The organism is Mycobacterium adipatum, from assembly GCF_001644575.1.
Classification (GTDB): Bacteria; Actinomycetota; Actinomycetes; order Mycobacteriales; family Mycobacteriaceae; genus Mycobacterium; species Mycobacterium adipatum.
Genome location: NZ_CP015596.1, coordinates 530,023 through 549,857, shown reverse-complemented (window position 1 = coordinate 549,857; position 19,835 = coordinate 530,023). Strand labels below are relative to the sequence as shown.

Annotated in this window: 21 protein-coding genes; 15 read left to right on the top strand and 6 right to left on the bottom strand. The window is 68.4% G+C overall.

Features of this window, described 5'->3' with window-relative positions; all coding sequences use genetic code 11:
• Window positions 1-8: 8 nt before the first annotated feature.
• Window positions 9-944, bottom strand: coding sequence for a DUF808 domain-containing protein (locus tag A7U43_RS02500; RefSeq protein ID WP_067990715.1), 936 nt, complete (start codon window positions 942-944; stop codon window positions 9-11).
• 80 nt (window positions 945-1,024) lie between these two features.
• Between A7U43_RS02500 and A7U43_RS02495 the strand changes: the two genes are divergently transcribed.
• Genes A7U43_RS02495 through A7U43_RS02485 form a run of 3 tightly spaced genes read left to right on the top strand, consistent with a single transcriptional unit; the run spans window position 1,025 to window position 2,840 of the window.
• Window positions 1,025-1,645, top strand: coding sequence for a TetR/AcrR family transcriptional regulator (locus A7U43_RS02495; RefSeq protein WP_067990707.1), 621 nt, complete (start codon window positions 1,025-1,027; stop codon window positions 1,643-1,645).
• Complete coding sequence (locus A7U43_RS02490) at window positions 1,642-2,301, top strand: enoyl-CoA hydratase-related protein (protein WP_067990703.1); 660 nt, start codon at window positions 1,642-1,644, stop codon at window positions 2,299-2,301. Before A7U43_RS02495 ends, A7U43_RS02490 begins: the two co-directional genes overlap by 4 nt.
• 35 nt (window positions 2,302-2,336) lie before the next feature.
• Window positions 2,337-2,840, top strand: a complete 504-nt coding sequence (locus A7U43_RS02485; protein WP_067990699.1) for a pyridoxamine 5'-phosphate oxidase family protein — start codon at window positions 2,337-2,339, stop codon at window positions 2,838-2,840.
• On the opposite strand, the gene A7U43_RS02480 is transcribed toward A7U43_RS02485, so the two are convergent.
• The 3 genes from A7U43_RS02480 to A7U43_RS02470 are packed head-to-tail and all read right to left on the bottom strand — an operon-like array spanning window position 2,834 to window position 4,831.
• On the bottom strand, window positions 2,834-3,610 hold the full coding sequence (locus A7U43_RS02480; protein ID WP_067990686.1) for a thioesterase family protein: 777 nt from the start codon (window positions 3,608-3,610) through the stop codon (window positions 2,834-2,836). The genes A7U43_RS02485 and A7U43_RS02480 overlap by 7 nt on opposite strands.
• Window positions 3,607-3,885, bottom strand: a complete 279-nt coding sequence (locus A7U43_RS02475) for a GNAT family N-acetyltransferase (protein ID WP_067990683.1) — start codon at window positions 3,883-3,885, stop codon at window positions 3,607-3,609. The genes A7U43_RS02480 and A7U43_RS02475 overlap by 4 nt, the downstream gene beginning before the upstream one ends.
• Window positions 3,875-4,831, bottom strand: coding sequence for a pirin family protein (locus A7U43_RS02470; protein ID WP_067990680.1), 957 nt, complete (start codon window positions 4,829-4,831; stop codon window positions 3,875-3,877). Before A7U43_RS02470 ends, A7U43_RS02475 begins: the two co-directional genes overlap by 11 nt.
• 248 nt (window positions 4,832-5,079) lie before the next feature.
• Between A7U43_RS02470 and A7U43_RS02465 the strand changes: the two genes are divergently transcribed.
• Entirely contained in the window at window positions 5,080-5,547 is a 468-nt protein-coding gene (locus A7U43_RS02465; protein ID WP_067990677.1) for a hypothetical protein, read from the top strand.
• Between the two features lie 69 nt (window positions 5,548-5,616).
• On the opposite strand, the gene A7U43_RS02460 is transcribed toward A7U43_RS02465, so the two are convergent.
• On the bottom strand, window positions 5,617-5,907 hold the full coding sequence (locus tag A7U43_RS02460) for a WhiB family transcriptional regulator (protein ID WP_067990674.1): 291 nt from the start codon (window positions 5,905-5,907) through the stop codon (window positions 5,617-5,619).
• A 347-nt stretch (window positions 5,908-6,254) separates the two neighbouring features.
• On the opposite strand from A7U43_RS02460, the gene A7U43_RS02455 reads away from it, so the two are divergent.
• The gene (locus A7U43_RS02455) at window positions 6,255-6,953 is read left to right on the top strand and encodes a hypothetical protein (RefSeq protein ID WP_068001726.1); all 699 of its coding nucleotides are present in this window, start codon (window positions 6,255-6,257) and stop codon (window positions 6,951-6,953) included.
• Between the two features lie 7 nt (window positions 6,954-6,960).
• Here A7U43_RS02455 and A7U43_RS02450 read toward each other — a convergent pair whose 3' ends face one another.
• Entirely contained in the window at window positions 6,961-8,160 is a 1,200-nt protein-coding gene (locus A7U43_RS02450) for a MinD/ParA family ATP-binding protein (protein WP_067990671.1), read from the bottom strand.
• A 446-nt stretch (window positions 8,161-8,606) separates the two neighbouring features.
• Here A7U43_RS02450 and A7U43_RS02445 point away from each other — a divergent pair, with 446 nt between their 5' ends.
• From A7U43_RS02445 to A7U43_RS02400, 10 genes are all read left to right on the top strand, one after another.
• Complete coding sequence (locus A7U43_RS02445; protein WP_067990669.1) at window positions 8,607-9,461, top strand: ESX secretion-associated protein EspG; 855 nt, start codon at window positions 8,607-8,609, stop codon at window positions 9,459-9,461.
• Complete coding sequence (locus A7U43_RS02440) at window positions 9,448-9,942, top strand: hypothetical protein (RefSeq protein ID WP_269465786.1); 495 nt, start codon at window positions 9,448-9,450, stop codon at window positions 9,940-9,942. Before A7U43_RS02445 ends, A7U43_RS02440 begins: the two co-directional genes overlap by 14 nt.
• Window positions 9,935-11,656: a type VII secretion AAA-ATPase EccA gene (eccA, locus tag A7U43_RS02435; protein ID WP_067990663.1), complete on the top strand. Its 1,722-nt coding sequence runs from the start codon at window positions 9,935-9,937 to the stop codon at window positions 11,654-11,656. Before A7U43_RS02440 ends, eccA begins: the two co-directional genes overlap by 8 nt.
• A gap of 2 nt (window positions 11,657-11,658) precedes the next feature.
• Window positions 11,659-13,209 (top strand): type VII secretion protein EccB, encoded by a 1,551-nt coding sequence (eccB, locus tag A7U43_RS02430; RefSeq protein ID WP_067990659.1) that lies wholly within the window; start codon window positions 11,659-11,661, stop codon window positions 13,207-13,209.
• Window positions 13,206-15,440 (top strand): type VII secretion protein EccCa, encoded by a 2,235-nt coding sequence (gene eccCa, locus A7U43_RS02425; RefSeq protein ID WP_067990656.1) that lies wholly within the window; start codon window positions 13,206-13,208, stop codon window positions 15,438-15,440. The genes eccB and eccCa overlap by 4 nt, the downstream gene beginning before the upstream one ends.
• The gene (gene eccCb / locus A7U43_RS02420; protein WP_067990654.1) at window positions 15,437-17,188 is read left to right on the top strand and encodes a type VII secretion protein EccCb; all 1,752 of its coding nucleotides are present in this window, start codon (window positions 15,437-15,439) and stop codon (window positions 17,186-17,188) included. The genes eccCa and eccCb overlap by 4 nt, the downstream gene beginning before the upstream one ends.
• Window positions 17,189-17,366: 178 nt before the next feature.
• Entirely contained in the window at window positions 17,367-17,663 is a 297-nt protein-coding gene (locus A7U43_RS02415; protein ID WP_067990650.1) for a PE domain-containing protein, read from the top strand.
• A 44-nt stretch (window positions 17,664-17,707) separates the two neighbouring features.
• Window positions 17,708-19,039 (top strand): PPE family protein, encoded by a 1,332-nt coding sequence (locus A7U43_RS02410; protein ID WP_231963500.1) that lies wholly within the window; start codon window positions 17,708-17,710, stop codon window positions 19,037-19,039.
• Window positions 19,040-19,130: 91 nt separating this feature from the next.
• On the top strand, window positions 19,131-19,433 hold the full coding sequence (locus A7U43_RS02405) for a WXG100 family type VII secretion target (RefSeq protein ID WP_067990641.1): 303 nt from the start codon (window positions 19,131-19,133) through the stop codon (window positions 19,431-19,433).
• Window positions 19,434-19,463: 30 nt separating this feature from the next.
• Window positions 19,464-19,751, top strand: a complete 288-nt coding sequence (locus A7U43_RS02400; RefSeq protein ID WP_067990639.1) for a WXG100 family type VII secretion target — start codon at window positions 19,464-19,466, stop codon at window positions 19,749-19,751.
• Window positions 19,752-19,835: the final 84 nt, after the last annotated feature.

Sequence of the window (19,835 nt, the reverse complement as noted above, 5' to 3'; positions counted from 1 at the left end):
GGATGTGGTCAGTGGCCCTTTTTGCCGAACGGCAGTACGTGCACGATCGCCGCGACGAGGGCGCCGATCACCAGCCCGGTGACCGCCGAGATGCCGGTGTTCACCAGCCACCCGACGCCGCCCTGGGCCACGCCGACGGCGTGCGACACCCAGTGTTCGGCGTCGTGCACGAGGTCGTAGGGCGGCCGCAGCCCCGCCGCGTAACTCTGCGCCAACAGGATGTGCCCGCCCACCCACAGCATCGCCACGGTACCGATGATCGACAGCGCCGAGAGCACCTTGGGCATGGCGGCGACCAGGCCGCGGCCGAGCTTCTGGGCGAAGGCCGACGACCGTTGCGCCAGAGCCAATCCGGCGTCGTCCATCTTCACGATCAGGGCGACGACGCCGTACACCGCCGCGGTGATGACGATGGCGACGACGATCAGGCTGGCCAGGCGCAACCAGAACGTCTGATCGGCGACCTCGTTGAGCGCGATCACCATGATCTCGGCGGACAGGATGAAGTCGGTGCGGATGGCACCCGAGGTGAGGGTCTTCTCGGCGTCTTCGCCGACCACGGCCGCCGGTGCCGCGTGCGCGTCACTCCCGGAGATCCAGCCCCAGACCTTCTCGGCGCCCTCGAAGCACAGGAACGTCGCCCCCGCCATGAGCAGATACGGCAGCGCCCACGGCGCGAACACGCTGAGCAGCAGCGCCGCAGGCAGGATGAACAGCAGCTTGTTGCGCAAGGAGCCGATGGCGATGCGTTTGATCATCGGCAGCTCGCGGGACGCGGTGATGCCGTGCACATATTGCGGTGTGACGGCGGTGTCGTCGATGACGACGCCGGCCGCCTTTACGGTGGCCTTGCCCGCCGCGGCACCGATGTCGTCGATCGATGCGGCGGCCAGGCGGGCCAGGACGGCGACATCGTCGAGGAGGGCGAACAGGCCTGCGCTCATGTATCGAAGGCTAGCCGGTGCGGAATCCGGGCGCGTACCGGCTCGTTATAACCGAGCGTTTGCTCTGTTATAGTCGCGGGGTGCCCCGCCCGCGCGTGTACGACCTGGACACGGTGCTCGACGCCGTCGAGAGTCTGGTCGCGGCCGGTGGTCCCGCCGCGGTGACCGTGCGGGCGGTCGCGTCGGCGGCGGGTGTCTCCAACGGCGCCCTGTACCACCACTTCTCGTCACGACCGGACCTCATGGCCCGCGCCTGGCTGCGGGCCGCCACCCGATTCCTGGCCGTGCAGCGCGAGGCTGTCAGCGCCGCGTCCGGCGCCGAGGCCGGGGTGGCCGCAGTGGTCGCCGCCGCGCAGGCGCCGGCGACATTCGCCGAACAGCATCCGGGATCGGCTCGTCTGGTGCTCACCGTGCGCCGCGAGGAGATCCTGGGCCCGCAGCTCTCCGAGCAGCTCGGCGTCGAACTGAAAGGCCTCGACAACCACCTCGTGCAGGTGATGGTGGCACTCGCCGAGCGGCTGTGGGGACGCCGGGACGCCGCGGCGGTCGACACCATCACCACCTGCATCGTCGAGCTGCCGACCGCGATCCTGCTCAGCCGCGACCGGCTGCACGACCCGACCGCCCGCGCACAACTGGGCGCCGCCGTGCGGGCAGTACTGGAGACCGGACCACCCCCTCGAAAGGAACGCCACCGATGACCCCGACCCTGCAGACCGTGGACGGTATCGCCGTCCTGAACCTCGGCGATGACGAGAACCGTTTCACCCCGGAATTCCTGGAGACCGTGCACACGCTGCTCGATCGGGTGCTGGCCGACGGGGCGACCGGCCTGGTCACCACGGCGACCGGGAAGTTCTACACCAACGGCCTGGATCTGGACTGGCTGGCCGCGCACGCCGACCAGACCCAGTGGTACGTCGGGCAGGTGCAGTCGCTGCTGGCCCGGGTGCTCACCCTGCCGGTCCCGTCGGTGGCGGCCATCAACGGGCACGCCTTCGGGGCCGGCGCCATGCTCGCCACCGCCCACGACTTCCGGGTGATGCGCACCGACCGTGGCTATTTCTGCTTCCCGGAGGCCGATATCCGAATTCCGTTCACCCCCGGCATGGCGGCCCTCATTCAGGCGAAACTGACAGCGCAGGCGGCGGTCGCGTCGATGACCACCGGCCGGCGATTCGGCGGGCCGGACGCGCAGGCCTACGGGATCGTGGACGCCGTCGCCACCGAGGACGCGGTCACCGCCGATGCGTTGGAGCTGTTGCGGCCGCTGGCCGGTAAGGACCCGGGCACGCTCGGTGCGATCAAGACGACGATGTTCGGGACGGCCGCCGACGCACTCACGGCGGCCCGGTGATGCTCACCGCCGCGCCTGCCTGATAAGGATTGACAATGGGAACCAATCAGCGCGCCACGATCGTGATGGCCGATGACGAGATCACCGAGTTCATCGACCGCAGCCGCACCGCCACCATGGCCACGGTGCTGCCCAGCGGCCGGCCCCATCTGGTGGCCATGTGGTACGCCGTCCTCGACGGCGACATCTGGTTCGAGACCAAGGCCAAGTCGCAGAAGGCGGTCAACCTGCGCCGCGACCCGACCATCACCGTGATGATCGAGGACGGCCTGACCTACGACACGCTGCGCGGTGTCTCGATCGACGGCACCGCCGAGATCATCGACGACCCGGAGACCAATCTGCGAGTCGGGATCAGCGTGTGGGAGCGCTACACCGGGCCCTACTCCGAGGACATGAAACCGTTCGTCGATCAGATGATGAACAACCGGATCTGCGTCCGGGTGCGCGAAACCCGGCGGCGCAGTTGGGATCACCGCAAACTCGGGATGCCGGCGATGCCGGTCGGCGGCAGTACCGCGCAGTACCTGAATCAGTGATCGGGCGGGGCGAATCCGGGGCTCAGTAACGCGGTGGCCACACCGCTGCCGATGGGCCCGGACCGGTCGAACAAGGTTGCGGTCCCGGTCGCCACACCCGCATCGCTGTAGTGCGTCAGCGCGCTGAGCCCGATCTCGTCGCTCTCGGGCAAGCGGCTGAGCGTCAGGGTGTAGTCGGCATTGATATAGAGCAACCCGTCGGGCCCGAAATGGGTGAGCGAGCTGACCACGTCCCCGGCCATCGCGGCCCGGGTGAACGGTGTCATCGGCTGGCCCTCGACCAGCGGGGCGGCGTTGTGCACCCAGATGTGTTTGGGTCCGGTGTGCCGCCAGGCGGTCAGGTCCGCACTGGCACCCGCACCGTGGGCCACCAACCGCATCGGTGCGTCGCCGGGCAGGTGATCGGGCGGGTCGGGGATTTCGACGGGCGAGGTCCAGATCCCCACCGGCGCCTCCGGCCCGCGGCGCAGCAGCACCACGCTGGCCCTGGCCACCAGCACGCCGTCCTGAACGGCATGGGCGTCAACGACTTTGATCCGGCGCCCGGCGCGGATCACCTCGGTGCGGACGGTCAACGCCGCCAGCGCGGCCGGCCGGAACAGGTCGACGGTCAGTCGGGCCGGTTGTAGCTCGGGGTCACCGAAATCTCGGTCGATGACGAAGCCGAGCAGGCCGCCCAGGATGTTGCCGCTGATGGTCGCGCCCCACGGGCCCCGCGCAATGTCGGTGGGGATGAAGGCGTCGCCGTCGACGGTGTAGTACGGCGTCACTCCCGGGGCTCGGGGTGCTTGGCGAGGTACTGGGTGACCATCGAGCAGTAGGACTCGATGGTCAGGCCGGCGGCGCGGGTGGCGGCGACGGTCTCCGACACCAGCTGGGTGCCCAGCCCGCGACCGCCGAACGCCGGATCGATCTCGGTATGGGTGAACACCCGCACGCCGTCACGGTCGTGGAAGTCGATCAATCCCACCTGCCGGCCGTCCAGCGCGATGGTGAACCGGGTCTCGCCGGGGGTCACCACGGCCGCACTCTGGTCAGCGCTCACGAGGTTTGAGCCTAGCGTTGGGCAGTCCCGGGGCAGGGAGTCGGGGGACCGCACCGCGGTATCCGGTGACCGCGCCGAATCTGTCGTCACCGGCCTGCCATTGCGCGCGGTACTCGGCGATTTCGTCGTGGCTGCGGCCGACGAAGTTCCACCACATCAGCAGGGATTCGGGGAACGGCGGCCCGCCCAGCAGGATGAGCCGGGCCGGTGCGGCGCCGCGGTTGACGATCTCCAACCGATCCCAGCCGGGCGACTGGTAGGCCAGATCGGCGCGCTGCAGCACGGTGCCGCCCACCTCGACGTCGCCGTCGTCGAGCAGGATGCCGTGCTCGAAGGCCGGGTCGACATCCACCCGCAGGGTCGCGCGCGGGTGGATGTCGACCTGCGCGCCGAGCAGCGGGGTGAAGGTCCGCACCGGTGAACGGCTGCCGGCCAGTTCACCGAGAAACACCCGCAACGTGGCTGCGTCGACGGCGGCGGGCTCGGGGACGTGGTGGGCGAAGTCGCGGCCGGTATGGCGATCGGAGTCGGGCAGGGCGACCCACAGCTGCACCCCGTGCAGGGTGGTGGCGGCCGGAGTCGACACCTCGGAGTGGCAGATCCCGGCGCCGGCGGTCATCAGGTTGAGCTCGCCGGGGCGCACCATCGCGTGCACGCCCGCACTGTCGCGGTGCTCGATCTCGCCCTGGAAAAGCCAACTCACCGTTTGCAATCCGGTATGCGGGTGCGGAGGCACATCCATCCCGGCCGCATCGGCGACATCGTGGGGGCCGTAATGGTCGGCGAAGCACCAGGCGCCGATCATGGAGCGTTGCCTGGCCGGCAGGGTGCGCCGCACCCGCATGGCGCGGGGGCCGCCGAGCGGTACCTCGCGCGCCTGCAGGACACCGGCGAATCGCGATGCGCGACAGTCGACTTCGTCGGGCGCGGGATCGGCGTTGCTCACCGTGTCGATGGTAGCCGGGGGACGGTGCCGGGCATGACGCCTCTCGGCAAGTGGTCGCACGAAGCGACGGTTTCTCTCAGTGGTACCCGGGGCATGACCCGGCACCGTCGGACATCTCAACGGGCCGTCGCGTCCGGGTATTCCACCGCTGGCGACGGTGACCACCATCACCCTGCGCGGCCGTCAAAATTGACGCTCAGGAAGCTAAAATCATACTGACGAGTAACTTTTCGAAGGGTTGGTCAGACATGGCGCGTCGGGGCGCAAAGGTGCTGCTTGCGGCGTTGGTGGCGGTGGCAGCCAGTCCCGCCACGGCCTGGGCGGCGCCGGCCGGATCGTCGGTCATGCCGATGACCAGCATCCTGCGGGCCTGCGATTACAGCGTGGCCGAGCACACCTGGCGCACCGGGTACGCGCGTGCGGTCGCGTTCGTGCACCCGGCCACCGCCGATTCGGTCGCGCTCGATGTGCAGTTGCAGACCGCGCTGCCCGACACCGACTATTACGTCAAGGTCTTCCAGATGCCGCGCGGTTCGGCGGACTGCGCCGTCGCTCCGGTGCGGGTGCGCACCGACGGTGCGGGTGCCGCCTACGTCACCATCACCACCCCGATCGATGCCGACACCACCGGGGTGTGGGCATCGGTGGAGCGCCCGTCGGCGTTCTCGCAGCAGCCTGCCGAGGTCTACACCTCGGACTTCATCGCGAAGGTCTGATCCGCTCCGGCGGTCAGGTGCCACTCCCGCCGCCGGCCCCTCAAACAACGGCGGCGGGAGCGGCAGGTTTCAGGCGGATTCCAGCCAGAGTCGGCGCATGCGCACCGGATACCCGTTGCGCTCAGCCAGCGAGCGCAGTTGGCGCAACGCGAAGGTCCGGCCGCGGCCGCCTTCGGGGATGGCGATGCCGGCCCAGATCCCCTCCGCGCGGGGCAGCTCGCAGGCCTCCCGCGCACATGCCCAGCGCCGCGGACACGTCCGGCAGATCGCCTTGGCCTGCTCGTCTTCGGTGTTGGTCCACAGGTCGGGATTGCGGGTGCATTCACCGACCGGCAGTCCGTCCACGCCCAGTGCATTCATGGTGTGTCTCCTCGTACGGTGGCGGCTCGACCGCCGCGGTGGAGACGAATCTAGAGCACAAACCGTAGCGATGCAACAGTTTGATGGAGACGCGCGGACTGCTGCTTGAGGTTCTTCTGGCCCGATCGCACTGGAAACGCCCCCTGAAATGTCGATATGCCGGTGCATAGACCAGCCGTACTGCTACGGTTCGACTGTTGCATTGTTCCGGTTCTCCGTGCTCGTCCGAAACGGGCACGCGCCCCAAGCCATAGCAGTGCTCCAGGTTTGGTTACCATCAGCGGGTCACAACTGACCGCCAGGAGGGACGTGCCGTGGTTGAAGCCGCACCCGGTGACGACCCCGGCATGGTGCGCGCGGGAGCGGCGGCAGCGGCCCGTCGCCGCGAGCTCAATGTCAGCCAGCGCAGCCTCGCTGCCGACGGTGTGATCAACGCCGGTGCCCTCATCGCGTTCGAGAAGGGGCGCAGCTGGCCGCGGCAGGCCACCCGGACGAAACTCGAGTCCGTGCTGCAGTGGCCGCCGGGCACCATCGAGCGCATCCGGCGCGGCGAACCCGAAGCCGCTGCCGTCCCCCGCCGGCCCGCCAGTCCCCCCGCACCCGGGCCCGCCGGCGAGGTCCCGCTGATCGCCCAGGCGGTCGTCGTCGCCGTCAACACATTCGCTTCGACGATCGATGCCCTGCCCGAGGTCACCGAGCCGGAGTTCACCGCGCGCGCCAGTGCCATCCTGAGTGACCTACGTCAGCTGGAGGGGGTAGCCACCCGAGCCGCGCGCATCCAGGTGACCCCCGAACTCATCCGGGCGTTGAGCACCGTGCGGACCCGCATCGACGAACTGACGATGCGCGCCGCGGCTGCCCCCACCGCGACACTCGGCCAGCGGCTCTACGCCACCCGACGGCGCGCCAACCTGACCGTCGCCGAAACCGCCCAGGCGGCCGGTGTCAGCGAGGACGTCATCCTGCTGGCCGAGTCCGAGCAGCCGGTATCGGCCGCCGACGGCGCCGCCGTCGAACAGTTGATCGCTCAGATCGACTGGCGCTGAACGCCGTTCAGAAGCGCTCCCGGCTGCGGTCGTCGCCGACCGGGAAATGCGCGGCCAGCGCGGCGGCGATCTCCAGGAACTTGCGCCGGGTCGGTGCCGACATCACCCGGGTCCCGGCGATCACCCCACCCGGGCGCAGCTGACCGTCGAAGGGCACCTCGACCACCGTCTGACCCTGGCCGGAGAACTGCTGGGCCAGGATGCCGCGGGTGCGCTTGTCGGCGTGCCCGTCGGAGTCGTTGAGCACCACGACGGTGCGTTGCAACAGGCTGGTCAGTCCGCGGTTGGCCAGCCAGTCCATCGTCTGCCCGGCTGCCGCGGCGCCGTCGACCCACGGCGAGGACACCACGATCAACGCGTCGAGGTCACGTAACACCTCCTGGGTGACCGGGCTGTCCATGGTGGAGCTGCAGTCGACGATCGAGATGCTGAAGTACCGGTCCAGCCGGGCGGTGGCCTCCCGGTAGATCGCGGGGTCTAGCACCCGTCGGCGTGCCGGTGAGCCCTCCCCGGCCAGCACGAACAGACCGGCGGCGTTGTTACCCACCCGGCTTCGGATATCGGCGAACGTCTCCAGGTGCTGGTCGGAGGCCAGCTCCCAATAGGACCCGACGGCCCGCGGATCCACCCGGCTGCCGAGCTTGCCGAAGGCGGTGTCCGCATCGATGGCCACCACCCGGTCGTCCTGGCGAAGTTCGGCGAAAACCGAACCCACACTGGCCGATACCGTGGTCTTTCCGACCCCACCCTTACCGAGAACGCCGATCTTGTAGTGCCCGCGCAGCACGCCGCGAATGGTCGCCTCCAACGCGGCCTGGCGCAGCTCGTCGGGCGACGGGCCCAGATTGATCCGACCGAAGGACGCCTGGAACAACCACCGCCGCCAGCCCCGGCCGGGCGGGGTCCGCTGGACCGGCACCAACTCGTGGACCGGGATGCGGTCGGCATACGACGCCGGCGGGCCCGCCGGCTGCTGGCCACCGGGATGCCCGGGCCACGGTGGTGGAGGGTACGGCTGGCCCGGACCGGGCGGCCGGGATGGCGGTGGCCCCGGGATCGGGGGCCGCGCCGGCGCCGGGCGGTGTGCCGGCGGCGCTGCGGGCCGCTGTGCCGGGATGGGGCCGGTGTCCGCGCCGGGCTCGCAATCGGACTCCATCGGGCCCGTCCATCCGAGCTCACGGCGCAGTGCGTCATCGCGGTCGCTCACCGCGGGCCTCCTCCTGGGCTGTCATCGAGTCTGTTCACCAGCCGTCACCAGTATCAACCACCGCGGCTGAGGCACCCGGTGCAGCCGCGCCGGTACGCACCGCAGCCTGCGGCGATTGCCCCTGGTGGGGGCAGAAAATTGGTGCATCGAAGGGGGGTTCGGCGCTGTTAGGGTCGATGCAAGGGGAAGGGATTCGGTGACGGCAGCCGGCTCGCCGAGGCGGGCCGGCAATTGGTGTGAGAGGTGAAGGGGGTGGACACGGTGAATCCAACCGCCTCGACGGAATATCCGGAGAATCGGCCCGCGCCGGCAGCCACGAGGCGACGATTGACAGCAGGGGGAGGAGCACCATGTCACACCACATTCGGTCACACCACGTTCGCCACACCGGCCACCTCGCGGATCGACTCCTCGCGCCGAGCGACGCGAACCGGGAGATCTGACCGATGACCAGCTCCTTCGCCGGGCACGGCGAACCCACGCACTATGACGACGTGATCGCCGTCGAGGTGACCATCGACGGCATGCTGGTCATCGCGGACCGGCTCGGTCTCGAAGAGTTCCCGCCCTCGCTGGGTATCCGGCCCAACATCCCGCAGCCGGAGTTACGCGACAAGGTGTGGGAGAAGGTCGCCGACGACCTCACCAACCAGGGAGTCCTCGACATCCACGGCCGGCCCCATCCCGAGGTCGCGGCCATGGCCGACTCGTTGTCGCGCTCGGATCGCATGCTCGAGGGACGCTGGTGGCGCCGCGATGTGGGCGGGAAGATGGTCCGCTTCGTGGTCTGCCGCAAAGGTGATCGCCACGTCATCGCCGCCCGCGACGGTGATCTGCTGGTGCTGCAGCGGGTGGCACCGCAGGTCGGTCTGGCCGGGATGGTGACCGCGGTCATGGGTGTCGCCGAGCCCGCCGATGTCGAGCCGATGACCGGCGTGTCGAGTCGGCTCGCGGAATCGCGGTCGCCGAATCAGCTGGCGCAGTTCGGCATCGCCCCGGCCTCGGCGCGTATCTACGCCGAGGCGACAGCGAATCCGAGCAGTTGGGTGGAGATCACCGCGACCGAACGCCACTCCGGGGGCACCTACACCCAGGCCGATGTGGCGGCCGGGGTGCTCGACTCCCCGTCGGGCCGCATCGTGTCCATACCGCGCAAGGTCAACGGGGAGCTGTTCGGCAGCTTCCTGCCCGGCAGCCAGGACAACCTGCAGCGCGCTCTCGACGAACTGATGACGTTCCTGCCCGCCGGGGCCTGGTTCGACGCCAAATCCGACTCCGATTACTACTATGACGGCGACTAGGGCTGCGATGGTCAACCCGCCGTACGACGATGACGCCCCAGGCCTGGACGCCTTCGATTTCGGGGCGCCCCATCTCGAGGACGACGGTGGCTCCGGCCTCGACGCGTTCGACGTCTACGCGCCGTCCGCCGACACCGGAGATGCCACCGAACCGGTGTTCACCGTCACCAATCCCCCCGGGACGGTCACCGTTTCGGCGCTCTTCGACGGGCGGGTGCAGCGCATCGAGCTCTCCCCGCAAGCGACTGAGGTCGCCGAAGACCAGTTGGCCGCCGAGATCGTGGTGATCGCCGGATTGGCGACCCAGCGGGCCAGGGCCGCGCAGTTCTCGTACATGCTCGAGGGCATGCAGGATCACGGCCACGACGGCGTCGACACCCGGGACTTCCTGAGCCGCAGCGTCGGCCTGCCGTCCCCGGAGGATGCCGATGCCGCGCAGGCAGAGGTTTTCGCGACCCGGTATCAAGGTGACCATGACTGAACATCTGGCAAGCCTGTTCGGCACCGCCGTCGGCATGCTGCCGACGGCGCCGGCTCGAGCACTGGAGTTGTTCACCGACATCACCTCCGCCGACGAGAGCGCCTGCGACGCCTGGGTGGGCCGGTTGCGCTGCGGGGACACCGACCGCGCCACGCTGTTCCGGGCGTGGTTCTCGCGGAACAACTTCGGCCAGCTGGCCGGTGCCGCCGAGATCTCGATGAACAGCCTGGGCGCCCGCATCCCGATCGGCGGGTTGTACGGCGACATCACCTACCCGGTGAACTCGCCGTTGGCGATCACCATGGCGTTCGCGGTGCGCGAAGCCGCCGAGGGCAACTTCGCCGATGCCATGGAGGCGCTCGACGACGCCCCGGCAATGGGTGCCGAATACCTGGTGTCCTGGATCAAGGCGGTCGTCTACGGCGCGGCCGAACGCTGGACCGACGTGATCGACGAGGTGCGCGCGGCGGCCGGCTGGCCCGACAAGTTCCTCGGCGCGGCAGCAGGTGTGGCGCACGGGGTGGCGGTCACCAACCTCGGATTGTTCACCGAGGCCGAGCGTCGGCTCACCGAATCGAACTCGTCCCCGGCCGGGGAGGCATGCGCGCCGGCCATCGCCTGGTACCTGGCGATGGCCCGGCGCAGCCAGGGCAACGAGGACGCCGCGATGGCGCTGCTGGAATGGCTGCAGGCCACCCATCCGTCACCGAAGGTGTCTGCCGCGCTGAAGGACCCGTCCTACCGGCTGGCCACCACGACCGCGGAGAAGATCGCCGCCCGGACCGACCCGTGGGATCCGGGAAGCGTGCAGGCCGACACCTCCGGCCGGGAGAAGTTGCTCGCCGATGCCCAGGCCGAGCTGGACCGCCAGATCGGCCTCAGCAGGGTCAAGGAGCAGATCGAGAAGTACCGCGCCGCAACGCAGATGGCTAAGGTCCGGGCGGCGCGCGGCATGAAGGTGGCCCAGCAGTCCAAGCACATGATCTTCACCGGCCCGCCCGGCACCGGGAAGACCACGATCGCCCGGGTGGTGGCCAACATCCTGGCCGGGCTCGGGGTGATCGCCGAGCCGAAGCTGGTGGAGACCTCCCGCAAGGACTTCGTGGCCGAGTACGAGGGCCAGTCCTCGGTCAAGACCTCACGCACCATCGACCGTGCGGTCGGGGGAGTGCTGTTCATCGACGAGGCGTACACGCTGGTGCAGGAGCGCGACGGGCGGGCCGATCCGTTCGGCACCGAGGCACTGGACACCTTGCTGGCCAGGATGGAGAACGACCGCGACCGGCTGGTGGTGATCATCGCCGGCTACAGCGCCGACATCGACCGGCTGCTGGAGACCAACGACGGCCTGCGATCGCGCTTTTCTACGCGGGTCGAGTTCGACTCCTATTCGGCGCAGGACATCGTCGAGATCGCCAAAGTGATTGCCGAAGCCAATGATTCATTGCTGAGCGACGAGGCGGCCAAACGCGTGCTCGACGCCGCCACACTGCTGCACGACCGGTCGCTCAACGGTAAGCCCGCGCTCGACATCGCCGGAAACGGCCGGTACGCCCGCCAGCTCGTGGAAGCCGGTGAGCAGAGCCGCGATATGCGGCTGGCCCGGTCGTTGGACATCGAAAGCCTCGACGTCACGCAGCTCAGCGAGATCAGCGGCGAGGACATGGGTGCCGCGATCGCCGCGGTGCACGGCCGGCTGAACATCAGCGAGTAGCGATGGCAGGCTTCCGGTTAACCACGAAGGTTCAGGTCAGCGGCTGGCGCTTCCTGCTGCGCCGGGTGGAACACGCCATCGTCCGGCGCGACACCCGGATGTTCGACGACCCGCTGCAGTTCTACAGCCGTGCGGTGATGGCCGGCGTCGTCATCGCCGTCATCGTCTGCATCGGGGCGGCGCTGCTCGCCTATTTCAAACCGCTGGGTAAGCGCGGTGCGGACACGCTGCTGGTCGATCGCACCACCAATCAGCTCTACGTGCTCGTTCCCGGCTCCGATGACCTGCGGCCGGTGTACAACCTGACCTCGGCGCGGCTGGTGCTCGGCAATGCCGCGAACCCGTCGGCGGTCAAGTCCGAGGAGCTCAACCGAATGGCCAAGGGTCAACCGATCGGCATCCCGGGTGCGCCGTACGCCACCCCGGTCGGGGCGCCGACCTCCTCGTGGTCGCTCTGCGACACGGTGATCAAGCCGGACAGCGTGGCTCCCGAGGTCGAGACGTCGGTGTTGGTGATGCCACTGTCGGTGGATGCATCGGTGGGACCGATGAAACCGAGCCAGGGCGTGCTGGTCTCCTATCAAGGCCGCACATGGCTGGTGACCGATGACGGACGGCATGCCATCGATCTCGCCGATCGGGCCATCACATCGGCGGTCGGCATCCCGGTCACGGCCAAGGCGACGCCGATCTCGGCGGGCCTGTTCAACGCTCTTCCCAATGTCGGGCCGTGGCAGCTGCCCGCGGTCCCCTCGGCGGGCGCCCCGAATACCGTCGGTCTGCCACCGAACCTGGTGATCGGGTCGGTCTTCAAGACCATCACCGACAACACCGAACAGCGCTATGTGGTGCTACCGGACGGGGTGGCCAAGGTGAACGGCACCACGGCCGCCGCGCTGCGGGCCACCAACTCCTTCGGACTCATCACCTCCCCGTCGGTGGAGGCCAGCGACGTCGCCGCCATCCCCGAGCAGGTGTTCGTCTCGCCGCTGCCCGACCAGCCGATGGACATCCGGTTGCGCCATGACGCGCCGACGCTGTGCTGGTCCTGGCAGCGGGAGCCGGGCGATCAGGCACCGCGCCAGACCATCATCAGCGGACGCCACCTGCCGGTCCCGCCGTCGCGGCTCAACAGTGGTATCGACCAGATCGCCGGTGACGCCACGGTGTTCATCGAGGGCGGTCAGTTCATCCGCTTGCAGTCACCGGACCCGCGCTACGGGGAGAGCCTGTACTACATCGACCCGCAGGGCGTGCGCTATGGGCTGCCGAACGAGGACACCGCGGCCGCCCTGGGCCTCAGCGGACCGCAGACCGCGCCCTGGCAGGTGGTCAGTCTGCTGGTCGACGGCCCGGTCCTGACCAAACAGGCTGCGCTGCTCGAACATGACACGCTGCCCCCGGATCCCAACCCGCGCAAGGTCGATGCCCCCGGGAACAACCAGATGGCCGCACCCGGGGCACCGGCGCCCGCCGCGCCGGGTGCGCCGGCCGCCGGGCTGCCCGCGCAAGCGCCGGGTTCCCCGTTGCCCCCCGAAGGAGCCGGCGGATGACGACGAAGAAATTCACCCCCATCATCAAGCGAGGCCCGCGGCTCACGCCGGGCGAGATCAACATCACCCCGCCCGATGACCTCGGGATCGACATCCCGCCGTCCGGGATCCAAAAGGCGTTGCCGTGGGTGATGGGCGGCGGCATGCTCGGGATGATCGCCATCATGATCTTCACCGGCATCCGGCAACTGTCGCCGTACATGCTGATGATGCCGCTGATGATGATCATGGCGACCGTGGGTTTCATGGCCGGCGGCGGTCCGGGTGGCAAGCGGGTGCCCGAGATCAACGCCGACCGTAAGGAATACCTGCGTTACCTGGCGGGCCTGCGGACCCGGGTGACGACGTCGGCTGCGGCGCAGGTGACATTCTTCAATTATCACGCGCCGCATCCCGAGGATTTGTTGTCGATCATCGGCACCAACCGGCAGTGGTCGCGCCAGGCCAATGCCGACTTCTTCGCGGCCACCCGGATCGGGATCGGTGCGGAGCCCGCGGTGGACCGGTTGCTCAAACCGGCGGTGGGAGGGGAGCTTTCCGGCCCGTCGGGTGCCCCGCAGCCGCATCTGGAACCCGTCAGCCACATGTGGCTCATCAAGTTCCTGCGCACCCACGGTCTGATTCATGACTGCCCGAAGCTGGTGCAGCTGAGGACCTTTCCGACCATCGCCATCGGAGGCGACGCCGAACGCGCGGCGGAACTGCTGACCGCGATGATCTGCCACCTGGCGGTGTTCCACCCGCCGGACCTGATGCAGATCCGGGTGCTCACCGACAACCCGGAGGACCCGAACTGGACTTGGCTGAAATGGCTTCCGCACGTTCAGCATCAGACCGATACCGACGCCGCCGGGCCGACCCGGCTGGTGTTCACCCGGCCCGACGGGCTGTCCGATCTCACCGCCCGCGGACCGCACACCGCAGACGCCGCACCCAGCGGTCCCTACGTCGTCGTCATCGATCTCACCGGCGGGAAGGCCGGCTTCCCGGTCGACGGGCGGGCCGGTGTCACGGTGATCACGCTGGGAAACCATCGCGGGTCGGCCTACCGGATCCGACTCGACGCCGACGGCAGTGCCGATGATCGGCTGCCCAACCAGACCTTCCGGTTGGTGGTCAACGCCGCCGATCGGATGACCCCGTCGCAGGCCGGGCGGGTGGCTCGCAAGCTGGCCGGGTGGTCGATCACCGGGACCATCATCGACAAGAGCACCCGGGTGCAGAAGAAGGTCGCCACCGAGTGGCATCAACTGGTCGGTGCACAGACCGTCGAGGAGGTGACGCCCTCGCGCTGGCGGATGTTCAGCGACACCGACCGGGATCGGCTGAAGATCCCGTTCGGCCACGAGCTCAAGACCGGGGACATCATGCACCTCGACATCAAGGAGGGCGCCGAATTCGGTGCCGGGCCGCACGGCATGCTGATCGGGACCACCGGCTCCGGAAAGTCGGAATTCCTTCGCACGCTCATTCTTTCGCTGGCGGCCACCCACCACCCGGATCAGGTGAATCTGCTGCTCACCGACTTCAAGGGTGGTTCCACCTTCCTCGGCATGGAGAAGCTGCCGCATACCGCGGCGGTGGTCACCAACATGGAGGAGGAAGCCGAGTTGGTGAACCGGATGGGCGAGGTGCTCACCGGTGAACTGGACCGGCGGCAGTCCATCCTGCGCCAGGCCGGTATGCAGGTCGGCGCGGCGGGTGCGCTGTCCGGGGTGGCCGAGTACGAGAAGCACCGGGAACGCGGGGCGGATCTGGCCCCGCTGCCCACCCTGTTCGTGGTGGTCGACGAGTTCGCCGAACTGCTGCAGAACCATCCGGACTTCATCGCGTTGTTCGACCGCATCTGCCGGGTGGGGCGGTCGCTGCGGGTGCATCTGCTGCTGGCCACCCAGTCACTCAACACCGGCGGGGTGCGCATCGACAAGCTCGAGCCGAACCTGACCTATCGAATTGCGCTGCGCACCACCAGCTCCGCGGAATCGAAGGCGGTCATCGGTACACCGGAGGCGCAGTACATCACCAATAAGGAAAGTGGCGTGGGCTTCCTGCGGGTCGGTATGGAGGACCCGGTGAAGTTCCGCAGCGTCTACACCGGCACCAACTACGTGCCGGCATCGGCCATCACCGCCGACGGTGTGGTGGCTCCGCGGGTGCAGACTCCCAGCAGGGTCAGGATTCAGCCGTTCACCGCGGCGCCGATGATGGACACCTCGGGGGTGACGTCGTGACCAGCACCGAATCCGAACCCCGTGTGCTGCGCGAGGTGGTACTGGGCCAGCTGGCGACCGGCGAGGAACGCGCCTACAAGATGTGGCTGCCGCCGCTGACCGATCCGACACCGGTGGACGAACTGGTGCAACGAGATCAGCGGCAGCCGCTGCGTTTCGGGCTCGGGATCATGGACGAGCCGCGTCGGCACCGCCAGGAGGTCTGGGGTATCGACGTGTCCGCGGCGGCCGGCAACATCGCCGTCGGCGGTGCCCCGCAGACGGGCAAGTCGACGTTCCTGCAGACGCTCATCCTTTCGGCCGCTGCCACCCACACACCCCGTCAGGTGCAGTTCTATTGCATCGATCTGGGCGGTGGCGGGTTGATGTACCTGGAGGACCTGCCGCATGTCGGCGGGGTGGCGACCCGTTCGGAGCCCGACCGGGTGAATCGTGCGGTCGCCGAGATGAAAGCCGTTCTGCGCCATCGCGAAGCGATGTTCAAGCAGTACCGGGCCGGGTCGATCGCCGCGTACCGGCAGATGCGCGACGACCCGAACCATCCGGCATCGGCCGACCCGTTCGGTGACGTGTTCCTGGTGATCGACGGGTGGCCTGCGTTCGTGTCCGAGTTCCCCGATCTCGAGGCCGTGGTGCAGGACCTGGCCGGTCAGGGCCTGGCCTTCGGGGTGCACACGATCATCTCGACGCCGCGCTGGACCGAACTGAAATCGCGGGTCCGTGACTACTTGGGCACCAAGGTGGAGTTCCGCCTCGGTGACGTCAACGAGACCCAGATCGACCGGATGACCCGCGATATCCCGGCGAACCGGCCGGGGCGGGCCATCTCGATGGAAAAGCACCACCTGATGATCGGCGTGCCGCGCCTGGACGGGGTGCACAGCGCGGCGGACATCGTGCCGGCCATCACCGCGGCGGTGGACCACATCGCCGGCCTGCACACCGAGGAGGCCCCCCGGGTCCGGGTGCTGCCCGAGCGGATCTACCTGCACGAACTCGACCCGGCGCCGCCGGGACCGGACTCGGACTACCGCACCAGGTGGACCGTCCCGCTGGGGATCCGCGAATCCGACCTGTCGGTGGCGTTCAGCGATATGCAGGCCACCCCGCACGTGCTGATCTTCGGGGCACCCAAGTCGGGCAAGACCACCATCGCGCATGCCGTCGCGCAGGCGATCTGCGCGCGTAACGATCCGAGCCAGGTGCGGTTCATGCTCGCCGACTACCGGTCCGGCCTGCTGGACGCGGTACCGCAGAGCCATCTGCTCGACGCCGGTGCGGTCAATCGCAACAGCACCTCGCTGGAGGAGTCGATCAAGGCGCTGGCGGTCAACCTCAAGAAGCGACTGCCACCGCCCGACCTGACCACCGCCCAGCTCCGGGCCAGGTCCTGGTGGTCCGGACCCGATGTGGTGTTGCTCGTCGACGACTGGCACATGATCGTGGCGGCCAGCGGAATGGTGCCGCCCATGGCCCCGCTGGCGCCGCTGCTGCCGGCGTCGGCGGATATCGGCCTGCACATCGTGGTGACCTGCCAGATGAGCCAGGCGCACCGGGCCACCATGGACAAGTTCGTCGGCGCCGCGTTCGGTGCGGGTTCCCCGACGCTGTTCCTGTCGGGGGAGAAGACCGAGTTCCCGACAAGCCAGTTCAAACTGAAGCGCAGGCCTCCTGGCCAGGCACTTTTGGTGTCACCCGAGGGCCAGGAGGTGGTCCAGGCGGCCTATATCGACCCCCCCGCAGAATAAGTGTGCGGAGCACCCCCAAACCGCGGTTACTATGGAATCTGAGCCGCTCAGCAAAATTGACGGCTATGCGCTAGCAAACGGGTCGGGGGAACGATTCTGATGCGACGGAGCAACAGCTGCGTCCCCCTCTATATGAGCTTTTTCCAGGACTTTTGGAATCTGTGAGGAGGAACGGGACATGCAACCTTTGCAACACAACCCCGCGGTTCTGGGTATCGGCGGCCAGGTGATCGCCGAAGGTTCCCGCGGTCTGGCAACCGGTACCGCGGCGACCGCCGAGGCGGCGGCTTTGTTGCCGGCCGGCGCCGAAGAGGTATCGGTGCAGGCTGTGATGGCGTTCGCCAGCGAGAGCATGCAGATGGCCGCACTCAACGCCTACGCCCAGCAGGAGTTGGCGCGTGCCGGCGCCGCATATCTGGAGGCGACCGGGATCTACACGGCGGTGGACGGCGAAGCCGCCGCCACGCTTTCCTGACCGAAACCGGCTGACCGCCCGCGACAAGACCGAGCCAGCAAACTATGACGACGGTACCCGCAATTGTGCCGATGATTTATGCGGCACTGCCCCCCGAGGTCAACACCGGCCGCCTGATGGCGGGTGCCGGTGCAGCGCCGATGTATCAGGCTGCTGCGGCGTGGGAGATGCTGGCCATCGCCATGGAGACCCAGGCGGAGGAGTTGTCCGCGAGCCTGGCCTCGCTGGCAGGTTCGTGGCAGGGCGGGGCCAGTGAACGCGCGGTGCAGGCGACCATGCCGATGGTGGTGTGGCTTCGGACCAGCGCGTTGCAGGCGCAGAAGCGGGCGATGCAGGCGATCGCGCAGGCGAACTCCTATCTGCTTGCCATGGCGGTCACGCCACCGCTGGTCGAGATCGAGATGAACCATGTCACCCACGCGGTGCTGGAGGCCACCAACTTCCTCGGGGTGAATGCGGTCCCGATCGGGATCAACGAGTTCGACTACTTCGTGCGAATGTGGACCCAGGCCGCCGGCGCGATGCACGGATATCAGGCCGAAACCGCGGCCAACACCGTGTTCGAGCCGATCCCGCCGCTGAAACCCATCGTGATGCCCGGTGTCGGCGAAGCCGCGCTGGGCGCAGCGACCGGACGGTTGGCGGCCACGTTGCCCGGTTCGGTGCTGCGGGAGACCGCGTTCGCGCACGTCACAGCGCAGGCCACCGTCGAGTCGGCGGCTCTGCATGCGGGCCGCGCCGCTGCCCAGGCCAACCAAGCGTCAGTGGCGGCGCAGAGCCAGACCCGCAAGGCGGAGAACACCGCGCAGCAGGCTCAGGGTGAGCCGGAGCAGCTGATGAACGGCGTGCAGCAGGGCGCGCAGATGGGCATGCAACTCGGGTCGCAACTGGGATCCATGGCGATGCAGGCACCCCAACAGATGATGCAGACCGTCACCCAGCCGATTCAGCAGCTGACCGCGCCGCTGCAGCAGGTCAGCTCCATGTTCGGTCAGATGGGCAACAACGGCGCGCAGTTCGGACTGATGGGTGCCAGCCCGTTCTCGAATCATCCGCTGGCCGGCGGCACCGGCCCGGCGGCGGGTGCCGGCCTGGTGCGGGCGGCCTCACTACCCGGGGCGGGCGGCACGCTGGCGAGCACGCCGCTGATGAACAGCCTGGTCGCCCAACCGTCGGCGGCCGCTGTGCCGACCGGAGCCGCGGCCGGCGGAGCCGGTACCGGTCTGGCCCCGGTGGGGGCGGGTGCCGGCGGTGGCGGCCCGATGGGGGCGACGGGCAACGCGGGCAAGCGCGGTGGCAACAGGGCGAGCCTAGCGGCACCGTCGCAGTTGGCCCACGACCTGGGCGAGGACGAAGAAGACGATGACGACTGGTGAATCATCAAGTAACACAGGACTTCCCGGCCGAGGGGGCTGGAAGACTCGCCACCCGTGGTGAGGACACAGGAAAACAGAAAGAGTACCGAGCATGGCACAGATGAATACAGATGCCGCTGTCCTCGCCAAGGAGGCAGCCAACTTCGAAAGCATCTCCGGCGAGTTGAAGACCGTCATCTCTCAGGTCGAGGCGACCGGCGGCGCATTGTCCGCGCAGATGGTGGGCCAGGCCGGCACCGCGGCTCAGGCCGCACTGCTGCGCTTCCACGAGGCCGCGGCGCGACAGGTTCAGGAGCTCAACGACATCTCCTCGAACATCCAGACCTCCGGCATGCAGTACACCACGGCCGACGATGACCAGGCCGCCAACCTGTCATCGGCAATGAACATCTGACCTCGACCAACTTTTACAAGGAGCTGACACATGACCAATCAGGTTTGGGAATTCGGTGGGATCGAAGGCGCCGCGGGCGAGATCAACGGTGCGGTGGGTGTGACCCAGGGACTGCTCGACGAGGGCAAGGCGTCGCTGGCCTCGCTGGCCTCGGTGTGGGGCGGCTCCGGTTCGGAGTCCTACCAGGCCGTGCAGATGCGTTGGGACAGCACGTCGGCCGAGTTGAACGCCGCGCTGCAGAACCTTGCGCAGACGATCAGCGAAGCGGGATCGTCCATGCTGCAGACCGAACACGGTGTCACCGGGATGTTCGCCTAGTACCACGCGACGTTGGGTGGGCGGACTAGCCTTTGGCATGTCCGCCCACCCGCGCGTTTCTGGTCCGAATCATGTTGAGAGGTA